Origin of the sequence: Xanthomonas sp. DAR 35659 (assembly GCF_041242975.1) — a bacterium.
GTDB classification, from domain to species: domain Bacteria; phylum Pseudomonadota; class Gammaproteobacteria; order Xanthomonadales; family Xanthomonadaceae; genus Xanthomonas_A; species Xanthomonas_A medicagonis.
Genome location: NZ_CP162488.1, coordinates 1,946,767 through 1,973,728 on the forward strand (window position 1 = coordinate 1,946,767; position 26,962 = coordinate 1,973,728).

The window sequence follows — 26,962 nt, forward strand, 5'->3', positions numbered from 1 at the left end:
TCGTCCCTTCGCCCGTGGACCCGCCGCTTGTCTTTCCGATCCAAAACCTGGTGGTTGTCGCTGTGCTGCGCGGGCCTGTTGTCGTGCCAGCAGGGCACGCCGTCCGCCAACAGGACCCTGGCCGACAGCCCGCCCGGCGATGGCGAGCACATGGTCTCGGTGGGGGCGCCGCCCGCACCGCCCGCGCCGCCGCCGGCGGCCAAGCCCAAGCCGGCCAACGACGTCGACGCCGACCTGTGGGACGAGGCCGCGCTGGAGAACGGCGAGGCCTTCGTCAGCTGCGATACCGACTACGCGGCCGAGGCCGGCGACGGCGCGCCGCTGGCCGGGCTGGACCGGCCGGCGATCGAGGCGGCGCTGACGCCGTGCCGCGAGCGCGGCCTGCTGCGGGTGCGCTACGAAGGCAAGATCAACGCCGGATTCGCCGCGCTGGTGCGGCGCCTGGCCAAGGTCGCCGCGCAGCAGGGCATCGGCAAGCGCGTGCTGGACCTGGATTCCAGCGGCGGCCAGGTCGAGGCCGCGATCCGCGCCGGCGACGCGATCGGCGAGTCCGGCTGGACCATCTGGGTGCGCGAAGGCTCGATCTGCCACAGCGCCTGCGTGTTCGTGCTCGCCGCCGGCGACAACCGGCTGATCTCCGGCAAGGTCGGCATCCACCGCATGATGCGGATCAGCTCCACCGCGACCTCGCGCGCCGAACTCAACCGCGAGTTGCAGGAGGTCTACGGCAACGTCAAGGACTACCTGGAGCGCAACGGCGTGGCGGTGGCGGTGGCGGACCTGATGATGACCGTGCCCAACCGCAGCCTGCGCCTGCTCAGCAGCGACGAACTCAAGCAGTACGGGCTGGACGGGACCAACGCGGTGCAGGACGACCTGGAGCGGATCAAGCAGTTGCGCAAGTGCGGCGACGATTTCCTGCGGCGCAAGGACGCCTTCCTGGTCGCCTTCGACCACGAGTGCAAGGCCAAGGAGGTGGACCTGGAGACGCTGACCGCCTGCGGGCAGGCCTTGAAGCAACGCTTCGGCTTTCCCGACCAGGCCTGCCCGGCGGAGAGCCCGCTGTCGGAGATCGACGTGGCCACGCTGCCGCTGGCCTCGCCCGGCGCCTGAACGCCCGCTCAGGGTCCGCGCCGCGCGTTCACGTCTCGGGCACCGCGGCGGCGCTAGCGTCCGCGCCATCCACTTCGGGAGCGCGCGCATGGCCGTCGGAGCCAAGTTGATGGTGCGGCTGTATCTGCCGCCGGCCTTGCTGGCGCTGGGCGGCTTCGTGGTCGCGGAACTGCTGCTGCAGTTCGCCAGTGGCGCGCATGCGCAGGCGCTGGCGCGCACCGCCTCGCTGCTGAGCCTGGCCGGCCTGCTGGGCGGGACCGTGTGGGCGCTGTGGGTGAGCTGGCGCGCCTGGCATCGGCAGCGCTACGCGGTGCCGGTGAGCGCGGTCGCACCGGGCGAGGAGCCGTGAGCGCCACTGCGCGGGCGCGTGCTGTCGACGTAGACTGCGGCCCCGCCGCTGCCACGCGGCCTGCGCGATGACCATCCCGATGCCGTCCCTGTCGATTCGCCTGATCTCGTTGTGCGCGGCCGCCTGGCTGCTGGCGCCGCCGGCCGCTGCGCAGTCAGTCACGCCGCCGCCGGCCGTGCCGTCCGCTGCCGCGCCGCCAGCCGCCACGCAAGCGGCGCCCCCGCAGGCTGCGCCGCCGCAGGCTGCGCCGCCGCCGGCGCGGCCGGCCGCGGCCAAGCCTGGCGCCACGCCCGCGCCGGGGCCGCTGTCCAAGCAGGATGCGCAGATGGCGCAGGCCGGGTTGCGCGCCGCGCAACTGGTCGATGCCGGGCGCAGCGGCGAACTGTGGGATGGCGCCTCGGAGGTGGCGAAGAAGGCGGTCACGCGCGAGGTCTTCGTGCGCCAGGTCGAGGCGGCGCGCGCGCGCCTCGGCGCGCTGCTCGGCCGCGGCGTGGCCAGCGTGGCGCGGGTGCAGTACGCGGCCGGCTCGCAGGTGCCGCCGGGCGTCTACGTCAACGTCAGCTTCCCCAGCCGCTTCGCCAATGCGCCGCAGCCGGTGCGCGAACTGGTGTCGCTGCGCCTGGACGACGACAAGACCTGGCGCCTGGTCGGCTACCACGTCGGCCCGCCCGAGTGACCGGCCCCGTCGCGCTTTCGCTTTCCGTCCCGACCGAGGTCTCCATGAACATCGAAATCCGCATGCTGGCCTGGGCGATCCTGCTCGGGATCGTGCAACTGCTGCTGGCCGCCGCCTTCGTCACCGCGCAGCGCGGGATGAAGTGGAATGCCAGCGCGCGCGACGCGCCGCAGCCGCCGGCGAGCGGGGTGGCCGGGCGCCTGGAGCGCGCGATGCGCAATTTCCTGGAGACATTTCCGTTCTTCGCCGCGGCGGCGGTGGCGGTGGTGGCGACCGGCCAGGGCAGCGCGCATACCGCGTTGGCGGCGCAGCTTTATTTCTGGGCACGGGTGGCCTACGTGCCCTTGTACGCGGCCGGCGTGCCGTACGTGCGTAGCCTGGTGTGGGCGGTGTCGCTGTGGGCGATCCTGCAACTGGTGTGGGCGCTGCTGTGATGCGCGTGCGGCGTGGCGCGGCAGCCCGTGCCACGGCCGGGCGGACGCTGTGCCGCGACCGTTTGCCGCAGCCCTGATCCAGATCAATGCGGCGCGCCGCGACCGGTCTATGCTGACGGCGTCCGTTACGGGAAGCGCTGCAATGCATGTGGATATCGCCATCGTCGGTGCCGGTCCCGCCGGCCTGTGTTTCGCCCGCTCGCTGGCCGGCAGCGGGCTGTCGCTGGCGCTGATCGAGCCGCAGCCGCGCGCGGCGCTGGCCGAGGCCGCCTTCGATGGCCGCGAGATCGCCCTGACCCATGCCTCGCGCGCGGTGCTGGAGCAACTGGACCTGTGGTCGCGGATCGATCCGGAGGAGATCTCGCCGCTGCGCGATGCGCGGGTGATGAACGGCTCCTCGCCGTTCGCGTTGACCTTCGCCGCGCGCCAGGGGCGCGGTGGCGACCTGGGCTGGCTGGTCCCCAATCACCTGATCCGCCGCGCCGCGTTCGATGCGGTGCAGGCGCAGCCAGGGCTGACCTTGCTCGATGGCGTCTCGGTGCAGGCGCTGCACTGCGACGACACCCAGGGCCGGCTGCGCCTGTCCGACGGGCGCACGCTGACCGCGCGCCTGGTGGTCGCCGCCGACAGCCGTTTTTCCAGCACCCGGCGCATGCTCGGTATCGGTGCGCAGATGCGCGACTTCGGCCGCAGCATGCTGGTGTGCCGGGTCCGCCACGAGCGGCCGCATCACCATGCCGCGTGGGAATGGTTCGGCTACGGCCAGACCCTGGCGCTGCTGCCGCTGCACGGCAACCAGGCGTCGGCGGTGCTGACCCTGGCCCCGGAGCGGGCCCAGGTGCTGCTGCAGATGGACGAGGCCGCGCTGGGCGCGGAGATCAGCGCGCGCTTCGAGCACCGGCTCGGCGCGATGACGCCGCTGGTGCGGCCGCAGGCCTATCCGCTGGTCGCGGTGTACGCGCAGCGTTTCGTCGGCAAGCGTTACGCGCTGATCGGCGACGCCGCGGTGGGCATGCATCCGGTGACCGCGCACGGCTTCAACTTCGGCCTGCAGAGCCAGGCGCGGCTGGCGCGCGCATTGCACGCGGCAGTGGCGCAGGGCCGCGACATCGCCGCGCCGGCCTTGCTGGCCGGCTACGAACGCGGCCATCGCCTGGCCACGCGGCCGCTGTACGAGGCGACCAACGCGATCGCCGCGCTGTACACCGACGACCGCCTGCCGGCGCGCGCCCTGCGCAACGCCGCGCTGCGCGTGGCCGACCGGGTGGCGCCGTTCAAGCGCGCGATCGCCGCGCACCTGACCCAGCGCGTGGCGCAGGGCGCGCGCTGAGGTGCGCGTGCGATGACGCATTGCACGCTCGTGTAGGAGCGGCTTCAGCCGCGACTGATCCTGTCAGATCCTGTCGCGGCTGAAGCCGCTCCTACAAACGCCGGCGTCGGGACACGGCCACAAAAATATCGTTGCCTGGACAGGTACGAAAAAGCGTTAGCGCTGCGGGGTGCCATCGAGGCGGTGTTCTTCAGCCCCGGCAACGAGCAGGGCGAGGACGCCCTGCACATCGCCCGAGCACTGCGCCGCCTCGATCGGGGCGATGGCCCAGGCGCAGCCGGCGTGGCGCAGATGCTGGCGCCAGTCGCCGCGCCAGCCCTCCAACTCGTGCAGGCCCAGAAACACCGAGCCGCCGCTATCGGCCTGCCCGCCGCGGATGGATTGCGACAGGCAGAACGGACGCGCCGCGTCGGGATCGAGCGAGAACAGGTACACGTCGTGCCGCGCGTCCTCGGCCGAGGGCGCGATGTTGCGCGCGGCGATCTGGATCAGCACGGCGCGGCCGCGCCGCGCAGGTGCCGGCAACGCGGCGCGCCGCCCGCGCTCATGCCTTGCCGATCACCCGGATCTGCACGCCGTCCAGGGTGACGACCTGGCCCGCGTGGATCTTGCAGGCCTTGCGCAGTTCGACCTCGCCGTCCACCCGCACCTGGCCTTCGCTGATCACGGCCTTGGCCGCGCCGCCGCTGTCGCACACGCCGGTCAGCTTCAACAGGTGCTTGAGTTCGACGTAGTCGCTTTCTAACTGGAGATCGATGGTCTGCATGGGGGCTGTGCTCGGAAATCGGCGCCCATTGTCGGTCATTCGCGCAACAAACGCTCGGACTTCGCGCCGCGTCGCGTTTGCCGCCGCTACGACCGCGATCCGCGCGGTTGCAGTCGCTACCGATCCATCGCACCGGCGCGCAAGCCAACGAACGCTGACCGACCCGCGCGCGGCGAACGCCCGCGCGGCCATCGATCACGCGCGCGCGAAGCGCGCCGCCTCCTCGAGCAGGTCACTGGCCTTGCGCAGGCTGGCGCCGCCCAGCCAGCGATCGACCAGCCGTGCCAGTCGCGGCCGCGCCGGATCGCGCGAGCGCCAATAGAGCGCCGCGCACAACGCCAGGCCGGCCACGCCGATGCCGAGTCCGGCCCAGACCATGCCCGGTGCGTGCGCCAGCAGATCGACGCCGGCCAGCGCGGCCAGCACCATCAGCGCCGGCACCCACAGCAACCACCACGACAGCCCGCACAGCAGGCCGGCGAGGACATATCCGCGCCGGGTGTGCGCGAGCTGGCGCTGGATCTCCAGCACCGGCGCCGCGTAGTCGATGCGCAGCAGCCGGCCCAGCACGATGCCGGCCATCGCCACGGCGACCACGCCGTAGACATGCACCGCCACGCCGGCGGCGATCACGTGCGTCGGCAACGCCTGGTGCCGCCACAGCAGGCCGGCCAAGGCGATGCAGGCCAGTCCGAACGGCAACTGCAGCAGTTGCCCCCAGAGCAGCGGGCGCAGACTGCCGCGGACGCGCTGCAGGTCCTGCCGCAGCAGGGCCTGCAACTGCAGGCGGTCGTGGCGTTGCAGGCGCAGGTCCAGTGCCTGCCAGGCGTGTTTCAGTGCGTCGGGATGCATGGGGCGGAGTCCTGTCGGGTGGGTCAGAGTTCGTTGCGAAGCCGCTGCTTGAGGCGGCCGATCTTGGTGGAGACGTTGCTTTCGCCGATGCCGAGGATCTCGGCGATCTCGCGTTGCGGCGTGTCGTCCAGGTACAGCAACGCCAGTGCCCGCTCCAGCGGCGGCAACTGGGCGATGAAGCGGTACAGCGCCTGCACCTGACGCTCGCGCTCCGGGTCGGCGGCCTGCGGGTCGGCCGGCTCCGTGTCGTCCAGCGGCTGGGCCTGGCGATGCGCACGGCTGCGTCCGCGCAGGTCGCCGATCGCCACGTTCAACGCGATCCGGTACAGCCAGGTGGAGAACGCGCGCTGCCGGTCGTAGCGCGGGAAGGCGCGCCAGGCCTGGGCCGCGATCTCCTGGATCAGGTCGGCGCGGTCCTCGGGGTGCCAGCAGTAGCTGCCGGCGACCTTGGCGACGATGCCGCGGTGGGCCTGGAACAGGCTGGCGAAGGCGTCGGCGGGCGCGATGGGAGGGGTGGGGCGGTCGGGCATGGGGCGCGTGGAAGGGGAGTCTGTGGGGTGATTCGCCGCAGCGCGGGGTTTCTCACGCCTGAACGGGGCCGTTCACCTGCTTTCGACATGCGGCCCGCCAAGGCGCACAATAGGGGCTTATTTGCGCCTGCCGGTTCTGTGCGGCGCCCCCGGAGTCTCCCATGTCCCAAGATACCCCCGCGCCGCTGCTGTTCGCAGATCTCGGCCTCTCGCCTGCTGTGATGAAAGCCGTCGCCGACGTCGGCTACGAGTCGCCGTCGCCGATCCAGGCCGCCACCATTCCCGCGCTGCTGACCGGCCGCGACCTGCTCGGCCAGGCCCAGACCGGCACCGGCAAGACCGCCGCGTTCGCGCTGCCGATCCTATCGCGGCTGGACTTCAACCAGCGCAAGCCGCAGGCGCTGGTGCTGGCGCCGACCCGCGAACTGGCGATCCAGGTGGCCGAGGCGTTCCATCGCTATGCCGCGGCGATCCCGGGCTTCCAGGTGCTGCCGGTGTACGGCGGCCAGCCCTACGTGCAGCAGCTGTCGGCGCTCAAGCGCGGCGTGCACGTGGTGGTGGGCACCCCGGGCCGGGTGATCGACCACCTCGACCGCGGCACCCTGGACCTGTCCGAGCTGAAGACGCTGGTGCTCGACGAGGCCGACGAGATGCTGCGCATGGGTTTCATCGACGACGTCGAGGCGGTGCTTAAGAAGTTGCCGGACTCGCGCCAGGTGGCGCTGTTCTCGGCGACCATGCCGCCGGCGATCAAGCGCATCGCGCAGACCTATCTGAACGACCCGGCCGAGGTCATCATCGCCTCCAAGACCACCACGTCGGCGAACATCCGCCAACGCTACTGGGCGGTCAGCGGGCTGCACAAGCTCGATGCGCTGACCCGGATCCTGGAAGTGGAGCCGTTCGACGCGATGATCATCTTCGCGCGCACCAAGGCCGGTACCGACGAGCTGGCGCAGAAGCTGCAGGCGCGCGGTCTGGCCGCCGCGGCGATCAACGGCGACATCCAGCAGTCGCAGCGCGAGCGGGTGATCCAGCAGCTCAAGGACGGCAAGCTCGACATCCTGGTCGCCACCGACGTGGCCGCGCGCGGCCTGGACGTGGAGCGGATCAGCCACGTGCTGAACTACGACATTCCCTACGACACCGAAAGCTACGTGCACCGCATCGGCCGCACCGGCCGCGCCGGCCGCAGCGGCGAGGCGATCCTGTTCGTCAGCCCGCGCGAGAAGGGCATGCTGCGCGCGATCGAGCGCGCCACCCGGCAGCCGATCGAAGAGATGCAGCTGCCGAGCGTGGACGCGGTCAACGACCAGCGCGTGACCCGCTTCATGGAAAAGATCAGCGAGACCATCGCCAGCGGCGGTATCGATATGTACCGCGATCTGCTGCAGAAGTTCGAGGCGGAGAAGAACGTGCCGATGGTCGAGGTGGCCGCGGCGCTGGCGCGCCTGCTGCAGGGCGACACGCCGCTGCTGCTGGCGCCGGAGCGCGCGCGTCCGCCGCAGGGCGAGCGCTACGAGCGGCCCGCTGGCGAACGCCGCGACCGTGCCGACCGCGGCGAGCGCGCGGAACGCCCGAAGTTCGACCGCGAAGCACGTCCGCCGCGCCGCGACGAGGGCGAGCGCGCGCCGCGTCCGCCGCGTCCCGCGCCGGCCGGGCACGGCCCCGACTTCGACTACCAGCGCGACGTCGGCAGCTTCGAGGCGCCGCGCCGCGACAAGGCGCCCAAGGCGCCGCGCGGCGAGCCGGAAGTGGGCATGGAGACCTACCGCATCGAAGTCGGCCATCAGCACGGGGTCAAGCCGGCCAACATCGTCGGCGCGATCGCCAACGAGGCCGGCCTGGAGAGCAAGTACATCGGCCGCATCGACATCCACGACGACCATTCGGTGCTGGACCTGCCGGCGGACATGCCGCGCGAACTGCTGACCCACCTGAAGAAGGTCTGGGTCTCCGGCCAGCAACTGCAGATGCGCAAGCTCGACGGCGACGATGCCGGCGCCGCGCCGTTCAAGCCGAAGTTCGCGCGTGGCGCGGGCAAGCCCGGCGGCCGCCCGAACGCGGCCGGTCCGCGCCCGTCCGGCGCCGCCACCCGCATCGCCGACCGCGCCGGCGAACGCCCGCCGCGCAAGGGGCCGCCGAAGCGCTGAAGAGCTGGGAACAGGGAGTAGGGAATCGGGAATGGGGGCGTTCCCGCTGCCGCAACCCGCCTGTCTTCCCGTAGCTAGCCATCGTCCCAGATGGCAGCAGCCCGCTGTTGCCACTCCCCATTCCCGATTCCCCATTCCCAGCTCATGTCCGTCCGCCTCAACAAGCACATCGCCGAGACCGGCTACTGTTCGCGCCGCGAGGCGGACCGGCTGATCGCCGCGCGCCGGGTCACCGTCAACGGCATGCCCGGCGGGGTCGGCTCGGTGGTGGGCGAGGGCGATGAGGTCAAGGTCGATGGGCAGCCGCTGCGCGCGCGCGCCAAGGCCAAGAGCGGGCGGCGCCATGTCTACATCGCGCTGAACAAGCCGGTCGGGGTGACCTGCACCACCGAGAGCGCGGTCAAGGGCAACATCGTCGACTTCGTCGGCCACGAGCAGCGCATCTTCCCGATCGGGCGCCTGGACAAGGAGTCCGAGGGGCTGATCCTGATGACCAGCAACGGCGACATCGTCAACGAGATCCTGCGCGCGGAGAACCGCCACCAGAAGGAATACCTGGTCGCGGTGAACAAGCCGGTCACCGACGAATTCCTGCGCGGCATGGCGCGCGGGGTGCGCGTGCACAACGAGATGACGCTGCCGTGCCGCACCGCGCGCATCGCCAAGTTCGGCTTCCGCATCGTGCTCGAGCAGGGCCTGAACCGGCAGATCCGGCTGATGGCCGCCGCGTTCGACTACCGCGTCACCCAGCTGCGCCGCGTGCGCATCGACAACATCAAGCTCGGCGCGCTGAAGCCGGGGCAGTGGCGCAATCTCACCGAACAGGAACTGCACGGGCTGCTGCCGCAACGCCAGGACTGGTGATCGGCGGGCGCACGCCTTCACTGGCGTCGGCCGCATTTTTGGCGATACTCGCCGGGCATCCGCCGCCGGCCCCCCGCTCCCGTGATCAAGCCACGCAAGCCCGACAACGAAGCCGACCGCCTGCGCGCGCTGCATGCGTTGCGGATCCTCGATACCGAGCCGGAAGCGGCCTACGACGACCTGGTCGGCATCGCCGCCAGCCTGTGCGATACGCCGTCGGCGCTGATCTCGCTGGTCGACGGCGAGCGCCAGTGGCTGAAGTCGCAACGCAACGTCACCTTGCTCAGCGCGGCGCGCGACGATTCCTTCTGCGGCCACGCCATCCTGAATCCGCAGCAGGTGATGGTGGTCGCCGACGCCGCGGTGGACCCGCGCTTCGCCTTCAATCCGCTGGTCACCGAGGTCGGGGTGCGCTTCTACGCGGGCTCGCCCCTGGTCGACCGCGACGGGCTGGCGGTGGGCGCGCTGTGCGTGCTCGACCGTCGCCCGCGCACGCTGGAGCCGGAACAGGTGGTGGCGCTGCAGGCGCTGTCGCGGCAGGTGATGCAGTTGATCGAGCTGCGCCGCACCAGCCACGCACTGGCACTGCAGCTACGCGAGCGCGACTGGTACGAGCAGCAGTTGGCGCAGTACCAGTCCACGCTGGAATCGCTCAACGCCGACCTGCTCGAACAGGCGCGGACCGATCCGCTGACCGGACTGCTCAACCGGCGCGCCTTCGCCTCCGCGCTGATGGTCAACGTGGAGGCGGCGCATCTCGACGGCGGCCCGCTGAGCGTGGCCCTGCTGGACCTGGACTACTTCAAGACCGTCAACGACCTGCACGGCCACGACAAGGGCGATGCGGTGCTGCAGGCGCTGGCGGACATGCTGCGCGCGCGGGCGCCGTCGGCCAGCCTGGTGGCGCGCTACGGCGGCGAGGAGTTCGCGGTGCTGCTGCCGGGGCTGGACGCCACCCAGGCCATGCGCGAGTGCGAAGCGCTGCGGCACGAGGTCGCCCTGCTGCGCACCGGGGTGCCGCTGACCGCCAGCTTCGGCGTCGCCGCCTACCAACAACCGGAAAGCGCCGAGCAACTGCTCAAGCGTGCCGACCTCGCCCTGTACCGGGCCAAGCGCGCCGGCCGCGATTGCGTGTCGCTGGCGGAGTGAGTCGCGCCAGCGCGCGGCTCAGTCCAGCGCGTTCTTCGCTTCGGACGTGGCCAGCAGTTCCGGGTGCCGCAGCGGCCTGGAGCGGGTCAGCAGCGGATGCAGGAACACCGCGCCCAGGATCACCGCCACGCCCAGGTAGAACAGCGCGGTGAGTTGCTTCTGCTCGTCCAGCAGCACGATCGCGAACACGATCGCGTAGACGGGCTCCAGGTTGGTCACCAGTTGCACCGCGTAGGCGCTGAGGTGGCGCAGCGCGACCAGCGCCAGGGCGAATGGCAGCAGCGTGCACAGCAGCGCCAGGGCCAGCAGCAGGGCGGTGTCGTGCAGGCCCGGCAGCACCAGCAGCGGGCCGCTCAGCGCCGGCAGCAGGATCGGCAGCAGGATCGGCAGCAGCGGCGCCAGCAGCGTCAGGGTGAGGGTGCCGGCGCCCAGTTCCACCGCGGTCACGGTCAACGGATCGGCGTGATCGACCAGGCGCTTGTTGAGCGAGCCGAACGCGGCCACGAACAACGCCGACACCGCGCCGATCGCCACGCCGGCGCGCATCCCGTCGGGCACGCCGCCGACCACCAGCGCCACGCCCGGCAACACCGCCAGGCCGAACACCAGCTCGCTGGGGCGGAACGGACGCTTGGCCACCCACGGCTCGATCACCGCGGTGAACACCGGCGCCAGCGCGATGCAGGTCGCCGCCACCGAGGCGTTGGCCAGCTTGATCGCGCCGTAGAAGGTCAGCCAGTGCAGGCCGACCAGCGCGCCGACCGCGGCATAGCCAAGCAGCAGCCTGGGGGTCAGCGCGGCCAGCCCGCGCCACACCCGCGGCAGCAGTGCCAGCGCCGCCACCACCATCAGCATGCGCCACCACACCAGCGGCAAGGCCGGCAGCGTGATCAGCTTGCCGAGGATCGCGGTGATGCCCCACAGCAGCACGCAGAAATGGATTTGCAGCTGGGCTTTGGTGGTGGGTTGCAGGGGCATGGCGCGTATTGTCGCGCGTTGACGCGGGGCGTGGGGAGAATCGGGAATGGGCATCGGCGGCGCACCGGCATTCGCCGACGCTCTTGGCGGTGCGCAGCGCATCGCCCCTCTCCCGTCGGGAGAGGGGTTGGGGTGATGGTCCGGCGCGAAAGCGACTCGCGGAGTTTGGGCACACGAGGCTACGCCCGTACCCTCATCCGCCCCTTCGGGGCACCTTCTCCCGAGGGGAGAAGGGAGTCGCCGTAGCCCCTCTCCCGTCGGGAGAGGGGTTGGGGTGAGGGTTCGGCGCGCAGCGTCTCGCGATGTCTGGTGTCGACGCCGTCGCCCTCCAACTGCGCGCGACGCCTCAGCCCTTGCCGAGTTCGGCCAGCAATGCCATCGCGGCGGCCGGGTTGCGCTCCTTGGCGGCGCTGATGAAGTAGACGAACACCTCGCGCGGCTTGGAGTTGGCGAGCGGCGTGCCGGCGTGCGGCAACTCGTCCGTGTCCTCGCCACGGCGCCAGGCCTGCGCCTGCGCCGCCCACGCTCGCAGTTCCTTGGGCGGATAGCCGTGGGCCAGGGTCGCGCGGCTGCGCATCAGCCGCGCGTAGACGAAGTCGGCGGTGAGGTCGGCGAAGGACGGATAGTCGGGCGAATCGGTGAACACCGTGGCCACGCCGTGGGTGCGGGCCAGGTCCAGCAGGCGCGGCCCGATGCTGGCCGGATCGCGCACTTCCAGCACGTGCCGCAGGCGGCGGCCGCCGCCCTGCTGCGGCAGCAGGTCCAGGAACACGGCGAGGTCGTCGAGGTCGAGGGTGCGCCCGTGCTCGAACTGCCACAGCAGCGGGCCGAGCTTGTCGCCGAGGGTGACGATGCCGCCGATGAAGTCCTCGATCTGCGTGCCGGCGCCGGCCAGGCGGCGCATGCCGGTGATGCGCTTGGGCGCCTTGGCCGAGAACAGGAAGCCCGGCGGTGTCTCGTCGCGCCAGCGCGCGTAGGTCTCCGGCTTCTGCGCGCCGTAGTAGGTGCCGTTGATCTCGATGCTGGTGACGTGGCGGCTGGCGTATTCGAGCTCGCGACGCTGCACCAGGCCCTGCGGATAGAACATGCCGCCGCGCCAGGGCGCATAGGTCCAGCCGCCGATGCCGACGCGGATGCCGTCGGACGCGGCCGGGGCGGAGTCGAAGAGATCGTTCATGGCATGTGCGCCGGCGCGGACAGGGAAGAGGGATTGTGCCGCACTGCGCGCCGCGGCCGCGTGCATGGCGCGCGTGGCCGTCGGGCTGCGCGTCGGCGACCGGCGCGCCGCGCTACCATCGTGGCGACGCCCCGCGCCCGACCGACCATGCCCTGGACCACGCCCGATCTATGCGATGCCCACCCCCAGGTCCAGGTGGCCGAACCGCTGTTCCGCAGCTACGGCGGCCACGCCGCGTTCTGTGGGCCGATCGTCACCGTGCACTGCGTGGAGGACAACTCGCGCGTCCGCGAGTTGGCGGCCACGCCCGGCGCCGGCCGGGTCATCGTGGTGGATGGACAGGGCTCGCGGCGGTGCGCGCTGCTCGGCGACCAGATCGCCGAGAACGCGGTGCGACACGGTTGGGCCGGGCTGTTGATCCATGGGTGCGTGCGCGACGTGGAGGCGCTGGCGGCGTTGCCGCTGGGCGTGCAGGCGCTGGCCGCGTGCCCGCGCAAGACCGAGAAGCGTGGCCTGGGCGAGGTCGACGTACCCGTGCGCTTCGCCGGCGTGACCTTCACCCCCGGGCACTGGTTGTATGCCGATCGCAATGGGGTGTTGGTCGCTGCCCAGGCGCTGCTTCCTGCCTGAGCGCGCCGGCGGGGGTCCGCGCCGAGCTAACGCGCTGGCGGTCTTCCGCGGCGCCGCCGCATCCGCCGCGCCCTGCTGCGCGCGGCAGCACGCCCCCGCGTGGGTGCGCTCAGGCCGTTGCCGTCGGGCATGCAGCCGAGGCGCCGACCCGGGCGCGCTCGGCGTCCATGTCGGCCAGCGGCCGCACCTCGATGCTGCCGAAGCGCGACCATGGGAAGTGCGCGGCGATGCGCAGCGCTTCGTCGTGGTCGCGGGCGTTGATCAGATTGAAGCCGGCCAGCAGCTCGCGGGTTTCGGCGAACGGGCCGTCGGTGATGCGCGCCTGGCCCTGGCGCGTGCGCAGGGTGCGGGCATGGGCCACCGGCTGCAACTGCTGCGCCAGCACCAGGGTGCCGTCCGCCTGCAGCGCGTCTGCGTGTTCCAGGCAGCCGCGCATCAGCCGGTCGTACTCCGCGTCCGGCACGGCCTGCAGCAGTGCGGGGTCGATATAGATCAGCAGCAGGAATTGCATGGGGCGACCAGGCGGCGGGGGAGCGGCCATCATCGCGCACCCGGGCATGGTCGCGTGTTGCGTCGCCGCATCCGGTCGCTGTCGCCGGCGCAATTTTTTTCCGCGGACCTGTCGATTTGCGTCGCCCCGGCGCGTCGTACCTCACGAACCGCCCGGCCAGCGGGCTGACTGGAGGAATGCGATGAAAGTGATGGTGTTGGTCAAGGCGACGCCGGAGTCGGAATCCGGTCAGCTTCCCAGCGAGCAGGAGTTCCGCGCGATGGGGGCCTACAACGCGCAGTTGATCGAGGCGGGGATTCTGCTCGCCGCCGACGGCTTGCATCCGAGTGCGCGCGGGCGCCGTGTGCGCTTCGAAGACGGCGGGCAGCGGGTGATCGATGGCCCCTTCGCCGAATCGCGCGACCTGCTGGCCGGGTTCTGGCTGTGGCAGGTGCGCTCGCTGGACGAAGCCACCGAGTGGCTCAAGCGCGCGCCGTTCGATGTCGGCTTCGAGGTCGAACTGCGCCAGGTCATGGAGATGGAGGACCTCGGACCGGGGTTTGCCGAGGACCTGCGGCAACAGGAACGCCACCTGCGCGAGCGCATCGGCGGCGGCGCGTGAGCGCCTTCATCCACACCCACATCCACACCACACCCACAACCCGGAGCATCCCATGAAACTGATCCCCTTCCTGAGCTTCGATGGCGCGACCCACGAGGCGATGGCGTTCTACGCGCAGGCGCTGGGCGGCAGCGTCGTCTCGGAGATGACCTACGGCGAGATGCCGCCCAGCGAGACCATGGACGGCTGCGGCGGCATGCCGGCGCCGCGCCCGGAGCAGGTCGCGCACAGCCAGCTCGAGGCCGGCGGGGCGGTGCTGATGGCGGCCGACGGGCCGACGCCGCAGGAACCCGGCCACGGCACCACCATCAACGTCGAAGTGGACACGGTGGAGCAGGCCGAGCGGGTATTCGCCGCGCTCGCCGAGGGCGGCCGGATCGGCGTGCCGCTCGGCGAGACGTTCTGGGCGCTGCGCTGGGGCATGCTGGTGGACCGCTACGGCAAGCCGTGGATGGTCAACTGCATGAAGCAGCCGTGATCGGCGCCTGCCCGCCGCGCTGCGCACATGGGCGCGCCGCGGCTTGTGCGGCGGCACCGGCGGTGCTCTGATCGCGGCATGCACGGCGCACTGACGCAACGCCTGGAGACGGTCTGGCGCATGGAGGCGCCCGGCCTGATCGCGCGCCTGACCCGCCTGCTCGGCGGCGACATCGGCCGCGCCGAGGAACTGGTCCAGGACACCTGGGTGGCCGCGCTGGAACGCTGGCCGACCCAGGGCATTCCCGACAATCCCGGAGCGTGGCTGATGACCACCGCGCGCAACCGTGCCATCGACGTGCTGCGCCAGCACCAGCGGATCGCCGGCCAGCACGCGCAGTGGGGCGACCTGCTGCAGCCGCAGCCGCTGCCCGCGCCGGACGACAGCGACGCGCTGCAGGACGACATCGGCGACGACCTGCTGCGGCTGATGTTCGTCGCCTGCCATCCGCTGCTGCCGGCCGACGCGCGGGTCGCGCTGACCCTGCGCCTGCTCGGTGGCCTGAGCACGGAGGAGATCGCGCGCGCGTTCCTGCTGCCGGAGCCGACCATCGCCCAGCGTATCGTCCGCGCCAAGCGCACCCTGGCGCAGAAGCGGGTGCCGTTCGAGGTGCCGCGGCAGGCGGCGCTGGCCGAGCGCCTGGCGTCGGTGCTGGAGGTGATCTACCTGGTGTTCAACGAGGGCTATGCGGCCAGCGCCGGCGACGACTGGATGCGGCCGGCGCTGTGCGAGGAGGCGCTGCGGCTGGGCCGGGTGCTGGCGCAGCGCTTGCCGACCTGGCCGCAGGTGCACGGCCTGCTGGCGCTGATGGAACTGCAGGCCTCGCGCAGCGCGGCGCGGGTGCGCGCCGACGGCAGCGCGGTGCTGTTGCCCGAGCAGGACCGCGCGCGCTGGGACTGGCTGCAGATCGCGCGTGGCCAGGCCGCCCTGCAGCGCGCGCGGCAACTGGGCGGTGGCGACGACGCCTACGTGCTGCAGGCGGCCATCGCCGCCTGCCATGCCGGCGCGCGCCGCGCCGAGGACACCGATTGGGCGCAACTGGCGGCGCTGTACGCGCGGCTGGCGCAACTGCATCCCTCGCCGGTGGTGGACCTCAACCGGGCGGTCGCGGTGGCGCGCGCGCACGGCGCGGCGGCGGCCTGGGCGCTGCTGCAGCCCTTGCGCGACGATCCGCGGCTGCGCGACTACGCGCCGCTGGCCGCGGCCTGCGGCGACGTGCTGCAACGCCTGGGCAGGATGGAGGAGGCCCGCGCCGCCTTCGCCGAGGCGGCCGCGCTCAGCGGCAACGCACGCGAGCGGCAGGCGCTGCTGGCACGGGCCGCGGCGCTGTAGCGCGCCACTGCCGCGCGGGTCGCGGCTGGCCTACACTCGCTCCTGCGCCGCGGCCTGCGGGGCGTGCTGCAGATCACGCCGGTTGCCGCCGGTTGCCGTGGACGATACGACCTGCGCCTTGGCAAGGCGGGTCGGCACGGCCGGGTGCGTGGCGGCGAGGTCGCGATGCGGCATGCGCGCCCCGTTGCGCTGCCGCAAACGGCGCCGTCGTTGGCGGTGTCTTTCCCTTTTTCAGGAGCGATGGATTTGAAGAGCATGTCGATGGGCTGCGGCCTGCTACTGGCGATGAGCGCGACCGTGCAGGCGCAGGCGCCTGCCGCCGTGGATGCGGCCTTGCCGCCGTCGCTGCAGGATCTGGATGCGCGGGTGGAGCGCGTGCGCAAGCAGTTCGACGTGCCCGGCATCGCCATCGCCATCGTCAAGGACGGGCAGGTGGTGCTGGAGCGCGGCTACGGCGTGCGCGAACTCGGCAAGCCGGAGCCGGTGGACGCGCAGACCCTGTTCGCGATCGCCTCCAACACCAAGGCGTTCACCGCCACGGCGTTGTCGATCCTGGCCGACGAGGGCAAGCTCAAGCTCGACGACCGGGTGATCGAACACCTGCCGTGGTTCCAGATGGCCGACCCGTACGTGACCCGCGAGATGCGCGTGCGCGACCTGCTCAGCCACCGCAGCGGGCTGAGCCTGGGCGCCGGCGACCTGTTGTTCTGGCCGGCCACCGCGTACAGCAACGAGGAGGTGGTGCGGCGCCTGGCGCAGGTGCCGCTGAAGGGCGGTTTCCGCGACCGCTACGCCTACGACAACATCCTGTATGCGGTGGCGCAGAAGGTGATCGAGCAGGTCTCCGGCCAGTCCTATGCCGCGTTCGTGCGCCAGCGCATCTTCGTGCCGGTGGGCATGAGCGGCGCGCGCATCAACAGCGACCATCTGCAGCCCGGCGACCAGGCCGCGGTCGGCCACGCCAAGTTCGACTTCCGCGCGCTGCGCACGGTGCCGCCGCTGACCTGGTCCAACAACTCCGGCGCCGGCGGCATCTACGCCAACGTGCACGACATGGCCAAGTGGATGCAGGTACAGCTCGACGGCGGGCGCCTGCCCGCCGATGGCGGCGCCGAGCGGCGGCTGTTCAGCGCGCAGCGGCAGCAGGAGATGTGGCAGGTGATCACCCCGATCGCCATCGCCGAGCCGAGCGTGCCGAAGCTGCTGCCGGCCAAGCCGAACTTCGCCGGCTACGGCGAGGGCTGGAGCCTGAGCGATTACCGCGGCGCCAAGCTGGTCTGGCACACCGGTGGCTGGCCCGGCATGGTATCGCGGCTGACCCTGGTGCCGGAGCGCAAGCTGGGCGTGATCGTGCTGACCAACCAAGAGGTCGGCGCCGCGTTCAACGCCATCACCCTGCAGGTACTGGACGCCTACCTGGGCGCGCCGGCGACCGACTGGACCGCCGCCTACGCCAAGGCCGTGGCCAAGGCCGATGCCAATGCCGACGCGGACTGGGCCAAGCACGTGGCCGCGCGCGACGCCACCTCGCGGCCGTCGCTGCCGCTGTCCGGCTACGCCGGCACCTATCGCGACCCGTGGTACGGCGAGGTGGCGATCGCGCAGCGCGGCAAGCAACTGGAGCTGCGCTTCAGCAAGACCGCGCAACTGGTCGGGACCCTGGAGCACTGGCAGCACGACACCTTCATCGTGCGCTGGCGCGACCGTTCGCTCAATGCCGATGCCTTCGTCAACTTCGCGCTGACCCCCGACGGCAAGGTGCGCGAGGTGCGCATGGAGGCGATTTCGCCGCTGACCGATTTCAGCTTCGACTTCCAGGATCTGCTGCTGACGCCAGTGGCCGCCGCGTCGTGAGCGTGGCCCTGCCGATGCTCTCGCACGCGCATCTCGGGGTGAACGACTTCCCGGCCGCGTTCGCGTTCTACGCGCCGCTGCTGCAGGTGCTGGGATTGCAGCTGCAGTTCCGCGACGACACGCGCGGCTGGGCCGGCTGGACCGCGCCGGACGCACCGCGCCCGTTGCTGCTGATCGGCCGTGCCTTCGACGACCAGCCAACGACCCCGGGCAACGGCCAGATGCTGGCGTTGCAGGCGGCGAGCCGGGCGCAGGTGGATCGCTGCCACGCGCTGGCGCTGGCCCAAGGTGCGCGCTGCGAAGGCGCGCCTGGGCTGCGCGCGCACTACCACCCGCACTATTACGGCGCATATTTCCGCGACCTGGACGGCAACAAGCTGGGCGTGTGCTGCCATGGCGCGGAATGAGTGAGGTGGTGGGGGCGATGCTGTTGGTCGCTGTCCCGGTCCAGGTGCGCCGCGCAGGAAACAAGCGCCAATCGTCAGGCCGGTTGTAGGAGCGGCTTCAGCCGCGACACCGAAGCCGCAAGGCATCCGGTTTCGGCAGCCGTCGAGACTGAAGTCCCTCCCACAAGACGCCATGGCGCGGTAGCGCCATTCCCACACTTGCTCGCGCAACGGCAGCCGTCGCGGCCGATCATCCAGCATCGGCAGCGTCGCGCAGCAGCGCGAACCCCTCGTCCAGCCAGCCCGTGATGCCGCCGATCATCGGCTTCACCTGCCGCTGCCGCCGCTGCAACGGCGGCCACACTGGCAGGGTGGACGAACAGCGGTCATTTCCTGCCAAGACGAACGCCTCGCCCTCCGTGGTCGCGTTGGCCTATCCGAACCGGTGCCTGTTCGAGTTCGGCATCACCGCCGAGCTGTTCGGCCTGCAGCGGCCGGAACTGGACATGCCGTGGTACCAATCCCAATCCCGGCTCCCAAGCCTCAACACTTCCCAGGCGGCGGTCCGATCGAATCGCGCAGCAGCAAGCGATACGGCAGGGTCTCGCAGTCCGGCGGCTGCGGCGCGCGTACCCGCGCCAGCAGCAGTTCCAGTGCGCGCCGGCCCATCTGCTGCAGCGGTTGCTGCACCGTGGCCAGGGCCGGCGAGACCTGCTGCGCGACCAGGGTGTCGTCGAAGCCGCAGACCGACAGGTCGGTGGGCACGTGCAGGCCGCGCAGGCTGGCGCTGCGCAGCACGCCGGCGGCCATCTCGTCGTTGGCGGCGAACACCGCGCTGGGCCGCGGATGCTGCGCGAGCAGGCGCTCGCCGGCGGCGACGCCGGAGGTGAACTCGAAGCGTCCCGGGACCACCAGCTCCGGGTCGTAGGCGATGCCGGCCGCCGCCAGCGCGTCGCGGTAGCCGGCCAGTCGCCATTGCGTCGCGCCGTGGCCGGGCAGGCCGCGCACATGGGCGATGCGGCGATGGCCGAGCCGCACCAGTTCGCCGACCAGCTCGCGCGCGGCGGCGCGTTCCTCCAGCCGCACCCCGGGCCAGTCGCGCTGGCGCCGCGGCGATACGCAGGCCAGGGCGATGCCTTCGGCGTCCAGACGGCGCAGCAGCGGCGTGTCGTCGGTCAGCGGCGGGATCAGCAGCAGCCCGTCGATGTGCTGGTGCCGCGCCAACGCGACCAGCGCATCGGCATGGTCGGCGTGGCTGCGGTCCACCGGCGCCAGCATCAGCGTGTAGCGCTGCGCGCGGCAGGCCGCCAGCACGCCGTTCTGGATCTCCATCTGGTAGTAGGAGGGATTGTCGTAGGCCAGCGCCACCGCATAGGAGCGCTGCCCGGCCAGGCTGCGCGCCGACGGGTTGGGTTGGTAGCCCAGTCGCTGCATGGTCTGTTCGACCTTGCGCCGGGTCTGCTCGCGCACGTTGGGCTCGCCGTTGATCACCCGCGAGACGGTCTTCATCGACACGCCGGCGCGCGCGGCCACGTCCTCGATGCGCAGGCCCGGCGTGGCGCGTTTGCTCACCGCGGCGCGACCGCGGCCGGCGCCGGCCACACGAAGCTGGCCAGGCTGCGTGCCGGCACGGTGTAGCGGAACCCGCGCGTGCCGTCGGCGACGCTGACCGCACGTGCGCGTTCGGCGCTGTTGACCACCACCAGCACCCGCGATCCGTCCGGATTGAGGAACGCCACGTTGTCCATGCCTTCGCTGCCCTCGCTGGAATCGATGCGCCAGGCCTGCGGACGCACGAAGCGGCTGGCATGGGCGAGGGCATAGTACTCGTCGGTGCGCACCACGCGCTCGCCACGCGGATCGACATCGACCACGCCGCGGCAGGTGCCGCAGCCGCCGGCATGCGGGCCGCCCTGCAGGTCCAGCGCCAGGTTCCAGAACAGCACGCCGCGCGCGCCGTGGCGCACCGACTGCACGATCAGCCGCCGCGCCTGCAGGGTCAGCCCGCCGCTGCGCAGCGGCTCCCAGTCGCCGCCGGAGCATTCGGTCATGTACGCGTCCTTGTCCGGATAGGCGGCCTGCACCGGGCTCTGCGCGGACGGGTCGCCGGCGTAGCAATGCCAGGCGACGGCGGCGACATGGCGCCGCGCCTGCGCATCGGCCAGCACCGCCAGCGGTTCCTGCGGCTGGTCCCAGTTGTGGTCCCAGTCGAAGATCAGCGGCGGGTCGCGGCGCGCGTCGAGCAACGGGCCGAGGTGGCGGCCGATCAGTTGCGCGCGCTGCGCCGCCTCCAGGCGCATGCCCGGGTAGTCGGTGGGGGTGAAGCCCGGCTCGTTCTGCAGGGTCAGCGCGAAGATCGGCACGCCCGCCTGCGCGTAGGCATCGACGTAGCGCAGCAGGTAGCGGGCGAAGGCGTCGTAGTACTCGGGCTTGAGCGTGCCTCCGATCAGGCTGCCGCTGGTCTTCATCCACGCCGGCGCGCTCCACGGCGAGGCCATGATCCTGAGGTCCGGATTGATCGCCAGCGCCTGCCGCGCGATCGGCAGCACGTCGTCGCGGTTGGGGGCGATGCTGAAGTGCGCCAGGGTCGGATCCGGCGCGTTGTCCGGCGTGTCGTCGAGGCTGTAGTGGTGGCGCGAGAAGTCCGAGGCGCCGATGGTCAGCCGCGCGAAGCTCAGGCCCAGGCCGCCGTCGGCGCGGCCGAACAGTTCGCGCATCAGCGCGTCGCGGCGCGCGGCCGGCAGTTGCTGCAGCACCCAGGCCGAGGCGTCGGTGATCGAGGCGCCGAAGCCGAGCATGCGCTGGCGCCGGGCCGCGGCGTCGACGCGGATATCGGCGTCGGGCTGCGCGCTCCAGGTCGCGGCCGGTGCCGCCGCCAGCGCCTGGCGATGGTCCTGGGTGGTGATCCAGACCTGGACCTCGCCGCTCGCCCGCGGCGCGGCGAACGCCGCTCCGGACACGATCAGCAGGGTGCCGCACAGCGCGCCGGCGCAGCGCCGCCACAGGGCGGGCGAGGGCCGCGATTGCCGCGCAAACGGCATGCTGCGCCGCAGCGATTTCGCCGATGGCGATGGCGCATCGGCCCGGAACTGGTTGAACTTGCGTGGGTGCGGCACGGCGCGCTCCTGATCGGGATTGACCGCACTGGATACGACGGGTATGACAGCGCTGTCAAAAATGCCGGGAGGGGCACGACATGAGGGGTATGCAGGAATCGTTCGTAGGCCGCGCGCGCCGCGGCGCGCCGTCGCGGCGGCTGTTGGCCGTGGCCTGTTGCATCGCCGCGTTGCAGCAGGCGCATGCGCAAACCGCCAGCGCCGATGCGCCGCCGTCCGCGTCGCAGGACACGGTCGGCACGCTGGATACGGTGCGCGTCACCGGCATCCGCCACGCCATCGAGACCGCAGTGGAGACCAAGAGCGAATCGTCGCTGATCGTGGAGGCGATCTCGGCCGAGGACATCGGCAAGTTGCCCGACGTGAGCATCGCCGACTCGATCTCGCGGCTGCCCGGCGTGGCCACCCAACGCGTGGACGGGCGTTCGCAGGTGATCAACATCCGCGGCATGTCCGAGCAGTTCGTCGGCACCACGCTCAACGGCCGCGAGCAGGTCAGCACCGGCGACAGCCGCGGCGTGGAGTTCGACCAGTTCCCGGCCGAACTGATCAACGCGGTCACCGTCTACAAGACCGCCGACGCGGCGGTGATCGGGCAGGGCCTGTCCGGCACCGTGGACCTGAAGACGATCCGCCCGCTGGACCTGGGCGAGCGGCGCATCGTGGTCAGCGGCAACGGCGAGAAGAATTCCTTCGGCAAGCTCGGCGCCGATGGCCACGACACCGGCTACCGCGCCGCGGCGTCCTATGTCGATCAGTTCGCCGGCGACACCATCGGCGTGGCGCTGGGCGTGGCGCGGCTGAATTCGCCGTTCCAGGAAAAACACTACAAGGCGTGGTGGTGGGGCAATCCGGATAGCTGGGGCGCGACCCAGCCGGGCAAGCCGCCGGGCGCGGTGGCGCTGCAGGGCTCGGAGGCGTGGATCAAGTCGCGCGAGCTGACCCGCGACGGCGTGATCGGCACTCTGGAATACAAGCCCAACGAACACTTCCACAGCGTGCTCGACGGCTACTGGTCCAAGTTCGACCAGAAGGAGACCATGCATGGCGCGATGTGGTCCAACGCGCCGGATTTCAGCAATTCGCTCGGCCAGCAGGTGAGCTACAACGACATCGTCACCACCGACCGGCAGGGCGTGCCGATCATCACCCAGGGCACCTTGAGCGGCGTGCAGCCGGTGCTGCGCAACGACCGCAACGACAGGCAGGACAAGCTGCTCTCGGTGGGCTGGACCAATACCCTGCACTGGGAGCCGTGGTCGCTGAGCCTGGACCTGAACTACTCGCGCGCCGAGCGCCGGCAGTCGCAGCTGGAAACCTACGCCGGCCTGGCCGATCCGCAGGACATCGGCTTCGACCTGCCGCTGAGCCACGATTTCGCGCGCTATTCGCTGGCCAATCTGGCCGATCCCGGCGCGGTGTACCTGTGGGACCCGCAGAAGTGGGGCCACGACGGGCGCCTGGAGAATTCCTGGCAGAAGGACGAGATCAAGGCCGGCCGCCTGGAGTTCAACTACGACCTCGACACCGCGCTGGTGCGCAGCATCGACCTGGGCGTGAACGTCAACCGGCGCAGCAAGGACAAGCGGGCCGACGTGTACTTCGCCGACCTGCCGGGGCGCACGCCGACCCTGGTCGACCCGGCGCTGCTGTATTCGCCGACCTCGCTGGGCTTCGCCGGCATCGGCGACGTGCTCAGCTTCGATCCGCGCGCGCTGCTGTCGCGCTACTACGACGTGACGCTGTCGGAAAGCAACGACGACCTGCGCAAGGACTACGTCGTCGACGAGCACGTCAACACCTACTACCTGCGCGCCAACATCGACATGGACCTGGGCGAGCGGGTGCGCGTGCGCGGCAACGCCGGCCTGCAGTACATCAGCACCGACCAGTCCTCCACCGGCTTCAACGCCAGCGGCGGCGCGGTGGTCGGCGCGCAGACGCTGGGCGCGCGCTACCACGATGCGTTGCCGAGCCTGAACCTGGTGTTCGACTTCGGCGACGGCTGGATGGCGCGGCTGGGCGCGGCCAAGCAGTTGATGCGCCCGCCGATCAACTACCTCAGCGCCGACGCCAGCGCCGCGGTGGACACCACCACCGGGCTGTGGAGCGGCAGCGGCGGCAATCCGACCCTGCAGCCGTATCGCGCCGATGCGCTGGACCTGTCGCTGGAGAAGTATTTCGGCTCGGCCAGCTACGTCAGCCTGGCGCTGTTCTACAAGGACCTGCAGACCTACATCTACCGGCAGAACCTCACCTGGGATTTCACCGGCTACAACCCGGACGGCAAGACCCCGCTGTCCAACATCGGCACCTTCAGCACCTGGGCCAACGGCAGCGGCGGCTACATGCGCGGCATCGAGTTCGCCGCCACCGTCACCGGCGACGTGTTCAGCGAGCGCCTGGACGGGTTCGGCGTGCAGTTCAACGGCTCCTACACCGAATCGTCGATCGATCCCGATCCCAGCGACAACTCGCCCGGCACCGACACCATCCCCGGCCTGTCCAAGATCGTCGCCAACGCCACGTTGTTCTACGAGAAGCACGGCTTCGGCGCGCGCGTCAGCCAGCGCTACCGCGATCCCTACCGCGGCGAGTACGGTTCGCTGTTCGGCCAGCGCAGCTACCGCAACACGCTCAGCGAGCGCGTCACCGACCTGCAACTGAGCTACGACTTCCCCGACAGCGGTCGCTTGAAGGGACTGTCGCTGATGTTCCAGGTCAACAACCTGACCAACGAGGCGTTCCGCACCGAGGTCAGCGCCGCCGGCGTCGCCTCCACCGTGTTCCTGCCCGAGGAATACACCGAGTACGGACGCCAGTACCTGCTCGGCTTCCGCTACAAGCTCTGATCCCCGCCGCACCGCCTGCCGGAGCGGGCGCCACGTCGCACGTGGCGCCCGCATCCGCATCCGATGGAGAAACCCGCATGTCCACACCGCCCCCCTGGGCGCGCGCGCTGCTTGCCGCCGCCACGCTTGCCGCTGTCGCCGCCGCCGCGCCGCCGTCCGCGCCGACATCGGCACCGGCACCAGCGCCGCTGCACGACTGGCCGGCGCTGCGCAGCGCGGTCGCCGCCGATCCGGCGATCGAGGCCCGCATCGATCGGATCCTGGGCGGCATGACCCTGGCGCAGAAGGTCGGGCAGATGACCCAGGCCGAGATCAAGTCGATCACGCCCGAGCAGGTGCGGCAGTACTACATCGGCTCGGTGCTCAACGGCGGCGGTTCCTGGCCGGGCAAGGACAAGCACGCGCGCGTGGCCGACTGGCTGCGCCTGGCCGATGCCTACTACCAGGCCTCGATGCACACCGATGCGCAGGTGCCGATCCCGATCGTATGGGGCACCGACGCGGTGCATGGGCACAGCAACGTCTACGGCGCCACGCTGTTCCCGCACAACATCGGCCTGGGCGCGGCGCGCGACCCGGCGCTGGTCGAGCAGGTCGCGCGCGCCACCGCCGAGGCCAGCCGCGCCACCGGCATCGCCTGGGCGTTCGCGCCGACGTTGGCGGTGGCCGAAGATCCGCACTGGGGGCGGACCTACGAGAGCTTTTCCTCCGACCCGGTACTGGTGCATAGCTACGGCGCCGCCTACGTACGCGGCATGCAGGGGCGACTGGGCGACGATGCCAGCGTGCTGGCCACCGCCAAGCACTACCTGGGCGATGGCGCCACCGAGCACGGCCGCGACCAGGGCGTGGCGCGGATCGACAAAGCGCGCATGGTCAACGTGCACGGACAGGGCTACTACGGCGCGATCGAGGCCGGGGTGCAGACCGTGATGGCCTCGTACAGCAGTTGGAACGACGTCGCCGCCGGCGTCGATTACGGCAAGATGCACGGCGCCGAACCGCTGCTCACCGAGGCGCTGAAGCGGAAGATGGGCTTCGACGGGTTCGTGGTCTCCGACTGGAACGGCATCGGCCAGGTGCCGGGCTGCAGCAATGCCAGTTGCGCGCAGGCGATCAACGCCGGCGTGGACATGGTGATGGTGCCCGACGACTGGAAGGCGTTCATCGACAACACCATCGCCCAGGTGCGCTCCGGGCAGATCCCGCAGGCGCGCATCGACGATGCGGTGCGGCGTATCCTGCGGGTCAAGCTGCGCGCCGGGCTGTTCGCGCACGCGCCGTCGGCCAGCCGCTATGCCGGGCGCGAGGACGCGCTGGTGCACCGCGACCTGGCGCGACGCGCGGCGCGCGAATCGCTGGTGCTGCTGAAGAACGAGCGCGGCGCGCTGCCGCTGCGCCGCGGCCAGCGGCTGCTGGTGGTCGGCAAGAGCGCCGACAACCTGGCCGACCAGGCCGGCGGCTGGTCGCTGACCTGGCAGGGCACGGACAACCAGAACGCCGATTTCCCCAATGCGCAGAGCATCCTGGCCGGCTTGCGCGAGGTGGGCGGTGCCGACAGCGTGCGCTACGCCGAGTCGGTCGCCGCGGCGGCGCCGGGCAGCTACGACGCCATCGTCGCGGTGATCGGCGAAACCCCGTATGCCGAGGGCAGCGGCGATATCGTCGCCTCCAGCACCATGGCCCACAGCCAGCGCCATCCGGAGGACCTGAAGACGCTGCAGGACGCGGCGGCGACCGGCAAGCCGGTGATCACGGTGTTGCTGTCCGGGCGGCCGCTGTACGTCAACGACCTGCTCAACCTGTCGCAGGCTTTCGTCGCCGCCTGGCTGCCGGGCAGCGAGGGCGGCGGCGTGGCCGACGTGCTGTTCGGCGGTCGGCACGACTTCCGTGGCCAACTCGGCTTCCCGTGGCCGGGCCAGGCCTGTCCGCCGCCGGTGGCGCCGGCCGACCCGGCGCGGCCGCCGCTGTTCGCGGTCGGCTACGGCCTGCGCTACGCGCGTGGCGGGCGCGTGGGCACCTTGCCGGTGCAAGTGCCCGAGAACTGCGGCGCAGCCACCGCGCTGCCGGTGTTCAACCTGCGCGATGCGCCGCCGTTTTCCCTGAAGCTGGCCGCGCGCGGCCAGCAGCAGGCGCTGGGCGCCGATCTCAACGCCGAACGGCAGTGGCCGCAGCCTACGCCGGCGCTGCGCGTGCGCACGGTGCAGGTCAACACCCAGCAGGATGCCAAGCAGGTCACCTGGCTGGCGCCGGCGCGGCTGTTCGCCAGCAGCGATGCCAGCCAGAACCTCACCGCGCTGGCGCAGGCGCACGCCGCGCTGCAGTTCGACGTGGTGGTGGAGCAGGCGCCGACCGTGCCGGTGACGCTGCGCCTGGGCTGCACGCGCGGCTGCGGCGAAGGCATCGACATCGGCCCGCTGCTGGCCGCCGCCGGCAAGGCCAAGCGCACCGTGACCGTGCCGCTGGCCTGCTTCGCCAAGCGCGGCGCCGACCTCGGCGGCATCGACATGCCGTTCGCGGTCGATGCCGACGCGCCGTTCGCGGCCGCCTTCACCCGCATCCAGGTCGTCGCCGGCGCCGCGGACGCGAGCGACGCGGTGCGCTGCGAGTAGCCGCCGTGCGCGGCGGTGGAGGCCGGGGCGTTCGACGCCGAGCGCCGCCGGCGCGAGCGTGTCGGCGTCATCCCACGGCCTACCCGGTGGCGATGGGCGGGCGTTCCGGGTGAGGCCGCACGGCCGCGCGCCGGCATGACGGCGCGCGGCGGGATCCCGGCATCGCTCGTCGCGGCTGAAGCCGCTCCTACAGGGGACGGCGCGCGGCGGACACCTGCG

At 71.4% G+C, this 26,962-nt stretch carries 25 protein-coding genes; 16 read left to right on the forward strand and 9 right to left on the reverse strand.

What is annotated here, in order from left to right:
- Positions 1-27: 27 nt before the first annotated feature.
- The 5 genes from AB3X07_RS08250 (at position 28) to ubiM (ending at position 3,902) form a co-directional block, all read left to right on the forward strand.
- Positions 28-1,113: a hypothetical protein gene (locus AB3X07_RS08250; protein ID WP_369943945.1), complete on the forward strand. Its 1,086-nt coding sequence runs from the start codon at positions 28-30 to the stop codon at positions 1,111-1,113.
- A gap of 88 nt (positions 1,114-1,201) precedes the next feature.
- On the forward strand, positions 1,202-1,462 hold the full coding sequence (locus AB3X07_RS08255) for a hypothetical protein (protein WP_369943947.1): 261 nt from the start codon (positions 1,202-1,204) through the stop codon (positions 1,460-1,462).
- Between the two features lie 67 nt (positions 1,463-1,529).
- Complete coding sequence (locus tag AB3X07_RS08260; protein WP_369943949.1) at positions 1,530-2,138, forward strand: DUF4019 domain-containing protein; 609 nt, start codon at positions 1,530-1,532, stop codon at positions 2,136-2,138.
- Positions 2,139-2,182: 44 nt separating this feature from the next.
- Complete coding sequence (locus AB3X07_RS08265) at positions 2,183-2,572, forward strand: MAPEG family protein (protein WP_369943950.1); 390 nt, start codon at positions 2,183-2,185, stop codon at positions 2,570-2,572.
- Positions 2,573-2,714: 142 nt separating this feature from the next.
- The gene (gene ubiM / locus AB3X07_RS08270; protein ID WP_369943952.1) at positions 2,715-3,902 is read left to right on the forward strand and encodes a 5-demethoxyubiquinol-8 5-hydroxylase UbiM; all 1,188 of its coding nucleotides are present in this window, start codon (positions 2,715-2,717) and stop codon (positions 3,900-3,902) included.
- Between the two features lie 156 nt (positions 3,903-4,058).
- Here the strand turns inward: ubiM and AB3X07_RS08275 are convergent, their stop codons facing one another.
- The 4 genes from AB3X07_RS08275 to AB3X07_RS08290 all read right to left on the reverse strand — a co-directional run bounded on the left by AB3X07_RS08275 (position 4,059) and on the right by AB3X07_RS08290 (position 6,050).
- A complete protein-coding gene (locus AB3X07_RS08275) occupies positions 4,059-4,397 on the reverse strand; it encodes a hypothetical protein (RefSeq protein ID WP_369943953.1) in 339 nt (112 codons plus the stop codon).
- A 49-nt stretch (positions 4,398-4,446) separates the two neighbouring features.
- Entirely contained in the window at positions 4,447-4,668 is a 222-nt protein-coding gene (locus AB3X07_RS08280; protein WP_369943954.1) for an RNA-binding S4 domain-containing protein, read from the reverse strand.
- A gap of 195 nt (positions 4,669-4,863) precedes the next feature.
- Positions 4,864-5,520: a serine/threonine protein kinase gene (locus AB3X07_RS08285; RefSeq protein ID WP_369943955.1), complete on the reverse strand. Its 657-nt coding sequence runs from the start codon at positions 5,518-5,520 to the stop codon at positions 4,864-4,866.
- A 23-nt stretch (positions 5,521-5,543) separates the two neighbouring features.
- Positions 5,544-6,050 (reverse strand): RNA polymerase sigma factor, encoded by a 507-nt coding sequence (locus AB3X07_RS08290; protein WP_369943956.1) that lies wholly within the window; start codon positions 6,048-6,050, stop codon positions 5,544-5,546.
- A gap of 161 nt (positions 6,051-6,211) precedes the next feature.
- Between AB3X07_RS08290 and AB3X07_RS08295 the strand changes: the two genes are divergently transcribed.
- From AB3X07_RS08295 to AB3X07_RS08305, 3 genes are all read left to right on the forward strand, one after another.
- Positions 6,212-8,203, forward strand: coding sequence for a DEAD/DEAH box helicase (locus AB3X07_RS08295; RefSeq protein WP_369943958.1), 1,992 nt, complete (start codon positions 6,212-6,214; stop codon positions 8,201-8,203).
- A gap of 144 nt (positions 8,204-8,347) precedes the next feature.
- Complete coding sequence (locus tag AB3X07_RS08300) at positions 8,348-9,067, forward strand: pseudouridine synthase (protein WP_369943959.1); 720 nt, start codon at positions 8,348-8,350, stop codon at positions 9,065-9,067.
- A gap of 81 nt (positions 9,068-9,148) precedes the next feature.
- Positions 9,149-10,216, forward strand: coding sequence for a GGDEF domain-containing protein (locus tag AB3X07_RS08305; RefSeq protein ID WP_369943961.1), 1,068 nt, complete (start codon positions 9,149-9,151; stop codon positions 10,214-10,216).
- Positions 10,217-10,234: 18 nt separating this feature from the next.
- On the opposite strand, the gene AB3X07_RS08310 is transcribed toward AB3X07_RS08305, so the two are convergent.
- Both AB3X07_RS08310 and AB3X07_RS08315 read right to left on the reverse strand, forming a co-directional pair.
- Positions 10,235-11,194 (reverse strand): DMT family transporter, encoded by a 960-nt coding sequence (locus AB3X07_RS08310; RefSeq protein ID WP_369943963.1) that lies wholly within the window; start codon positions 11,192-11,194, stop codon positions 10,235-10,237.
- A gap of 346 nt (positions 11,195-11,540) precedes the next feature.
- Entirely contained in the window at positions 11,541-12,371 is an 831-nt protein-coding gene (locus AB3X07_RS08315; protein WP_369943964.1) for a DUF72 domain-containing protein, read from the reverse strand.
- 147 nt (positions 12,372-12,518) lie between these two features.
- Here AB3X07_RS08315 and rraA point away from each other — a divergent pair, with 147 nt between their 5' ends.
- Positions 12,519-13,001, forward strand: a complete 483-nt coding sequence (gene rraA, locus AB3X07_RS08320) for a ribonuclease E activity regulator RraA (RefSeq protein ID WP_369943966.1) — start codon at positions 12,519-12,521, stop codon at positions 12,999-13,001.
- Between the two features lie 109 nt (positions 13,002-13,110).
- On the opposite strand, the gene AB3X07_RS08325 is transcribed toward rraA, so the two are convergent.
- Positions 13,111-13,512 carry a YciI family protein gene (locus tag AB3X07_RS08325; protein ID WP_369943967.1) on the reverse strand — a complete coding sequence of 134 codons (402 nt, stop codon included), beginning with the start codon at positions 13,510-13,512 and terminating at the stop codon, positions 13,111-13,113.
- A 181-nt stretch (positions 13,513-13,693) separates the two neighbouring features.
- Here AB3X07_RS08325 and AB3X07_RS08330 point away from each other — a divergent pair, with 181 nt between their 5' ends.
- From AB3X07_RS08330 to AB3X07_RS08350, 5 genes are all read left to right on the forward strand, one after another.
- Complete coding sequence (locus tag AB3X07_RS08330; protein WP_369943969.1) at positions 13,694-14,113, forward strand: YciI family protein; 420 nt, start codon at positions 13,694-13,696, stop codon at positions 14,111-14,113.
- Between the two features lie 52 nt (positions 14,114-14,165).
- On the forward strand, positions 14,166-14,591 hold the full coding sequence (locus AB3X07_RS08335) for a VOC family protein (protein WP_369943971.1): 426 nt from the start codon (positions 14,166-14,168) through the stop codon (positions 14,589-14,591).
- 78 nt (positions 14,592-14,669) lie between these two features.
- Positions 14,670-15,923: an RNA polymerase sigma factor gene (locus tag AB3X07_RS08340; RefSeq protein ID WP_369943972.1), complete on the forward strand. Its 1,254-nt coding sequence runs from the start codon at positions 14,670-14,672 to the stop codon at positions 15,921-15,923.
- A 240-nt stretch (positions 15,924-16,163) separates the two neighbouring features.
- The gene (locus AB3X07_RS08345) at positions 16,164-17,777 is read left to right on the forward strand and encodes a serine hydrolase (RefSeq protein WP_369943973.1); all 1,614 of its coding nucleotides are present in this window, start codon (positions 16,164-16,166) and stop codon (positions 17,775-17,777) included.
- A complete protein-coding gene (locus tag AB3X07_RS08350; protein WP_369943975.1) occupies positions 17,774-18,184 on the forward strand; it encodes a VOC family protein in 411 nt (136 codons plus the stop codon). Before AB3X07_RS08345 ends, AB3X07_RS08350 begins: the two co-directional genes overlap by 4 nt.
- Positions 18,185-18,706: 522 nt before the next feature.
- Here the strand turns inward: AB3X07_RS08350 and AB3X07_RS08355 are convergent.
- Complete coding sequence (locus tag AB3X07_RS08355) at positions 18,707-19,735, reverse strand: LacI family DNA-binding transcriptional regulator (protein WP_369943977.1); 1,029 nt, start codon at positions 19,733-19,735, stop codon at positions 18,707-18,709.
- Positions 19,732-21,279 (reverse strand): glycoside hydrolase family 30 protein, encoded by a 1,548-nt coding sequence (locus tag AB3X07_RS08360; protein ID WP_369943978.1) that lies wholly within the window; start codon positions 21,277-21,279, stop codon positions 19,732-19,734. Before AB3X07_RS08360 ends, AB3X07_RS08355 begins: the two co-directional genes overlap by 4 nt.
- An 89-nt stretch (positions 21,280-21,368) precedes the next feature.
- On the opposite strand from AB3X07_RS08360, the gene AB3X07_RS08365 reads away from it, so the two are divergent.
- On the forward strand, positions 21,369-24,131 hold the full coding sequence (locus AB3X07_RS08365) for a TonB-dependent receptor (protein WP_369943980.1): 2,763 nt from the start codon (positions 21,369-21,371) through the stop codon (positions 24,129-24,131).
- Between the two features lie 77 nt (positions 24,132-24,208).
- A complete protein-coding gene (locus AB3X07_RS08370; RefSeq protein WP_369943981.1) occupies positions 24,209-26,743 on the forward strand; it encodes a glycoside hydrolase family 3 protein in 2,535 nt (844 codons plus the stop codon).
- Positions 26,744-26,962 lie beyond the last annotated feature (219 nt).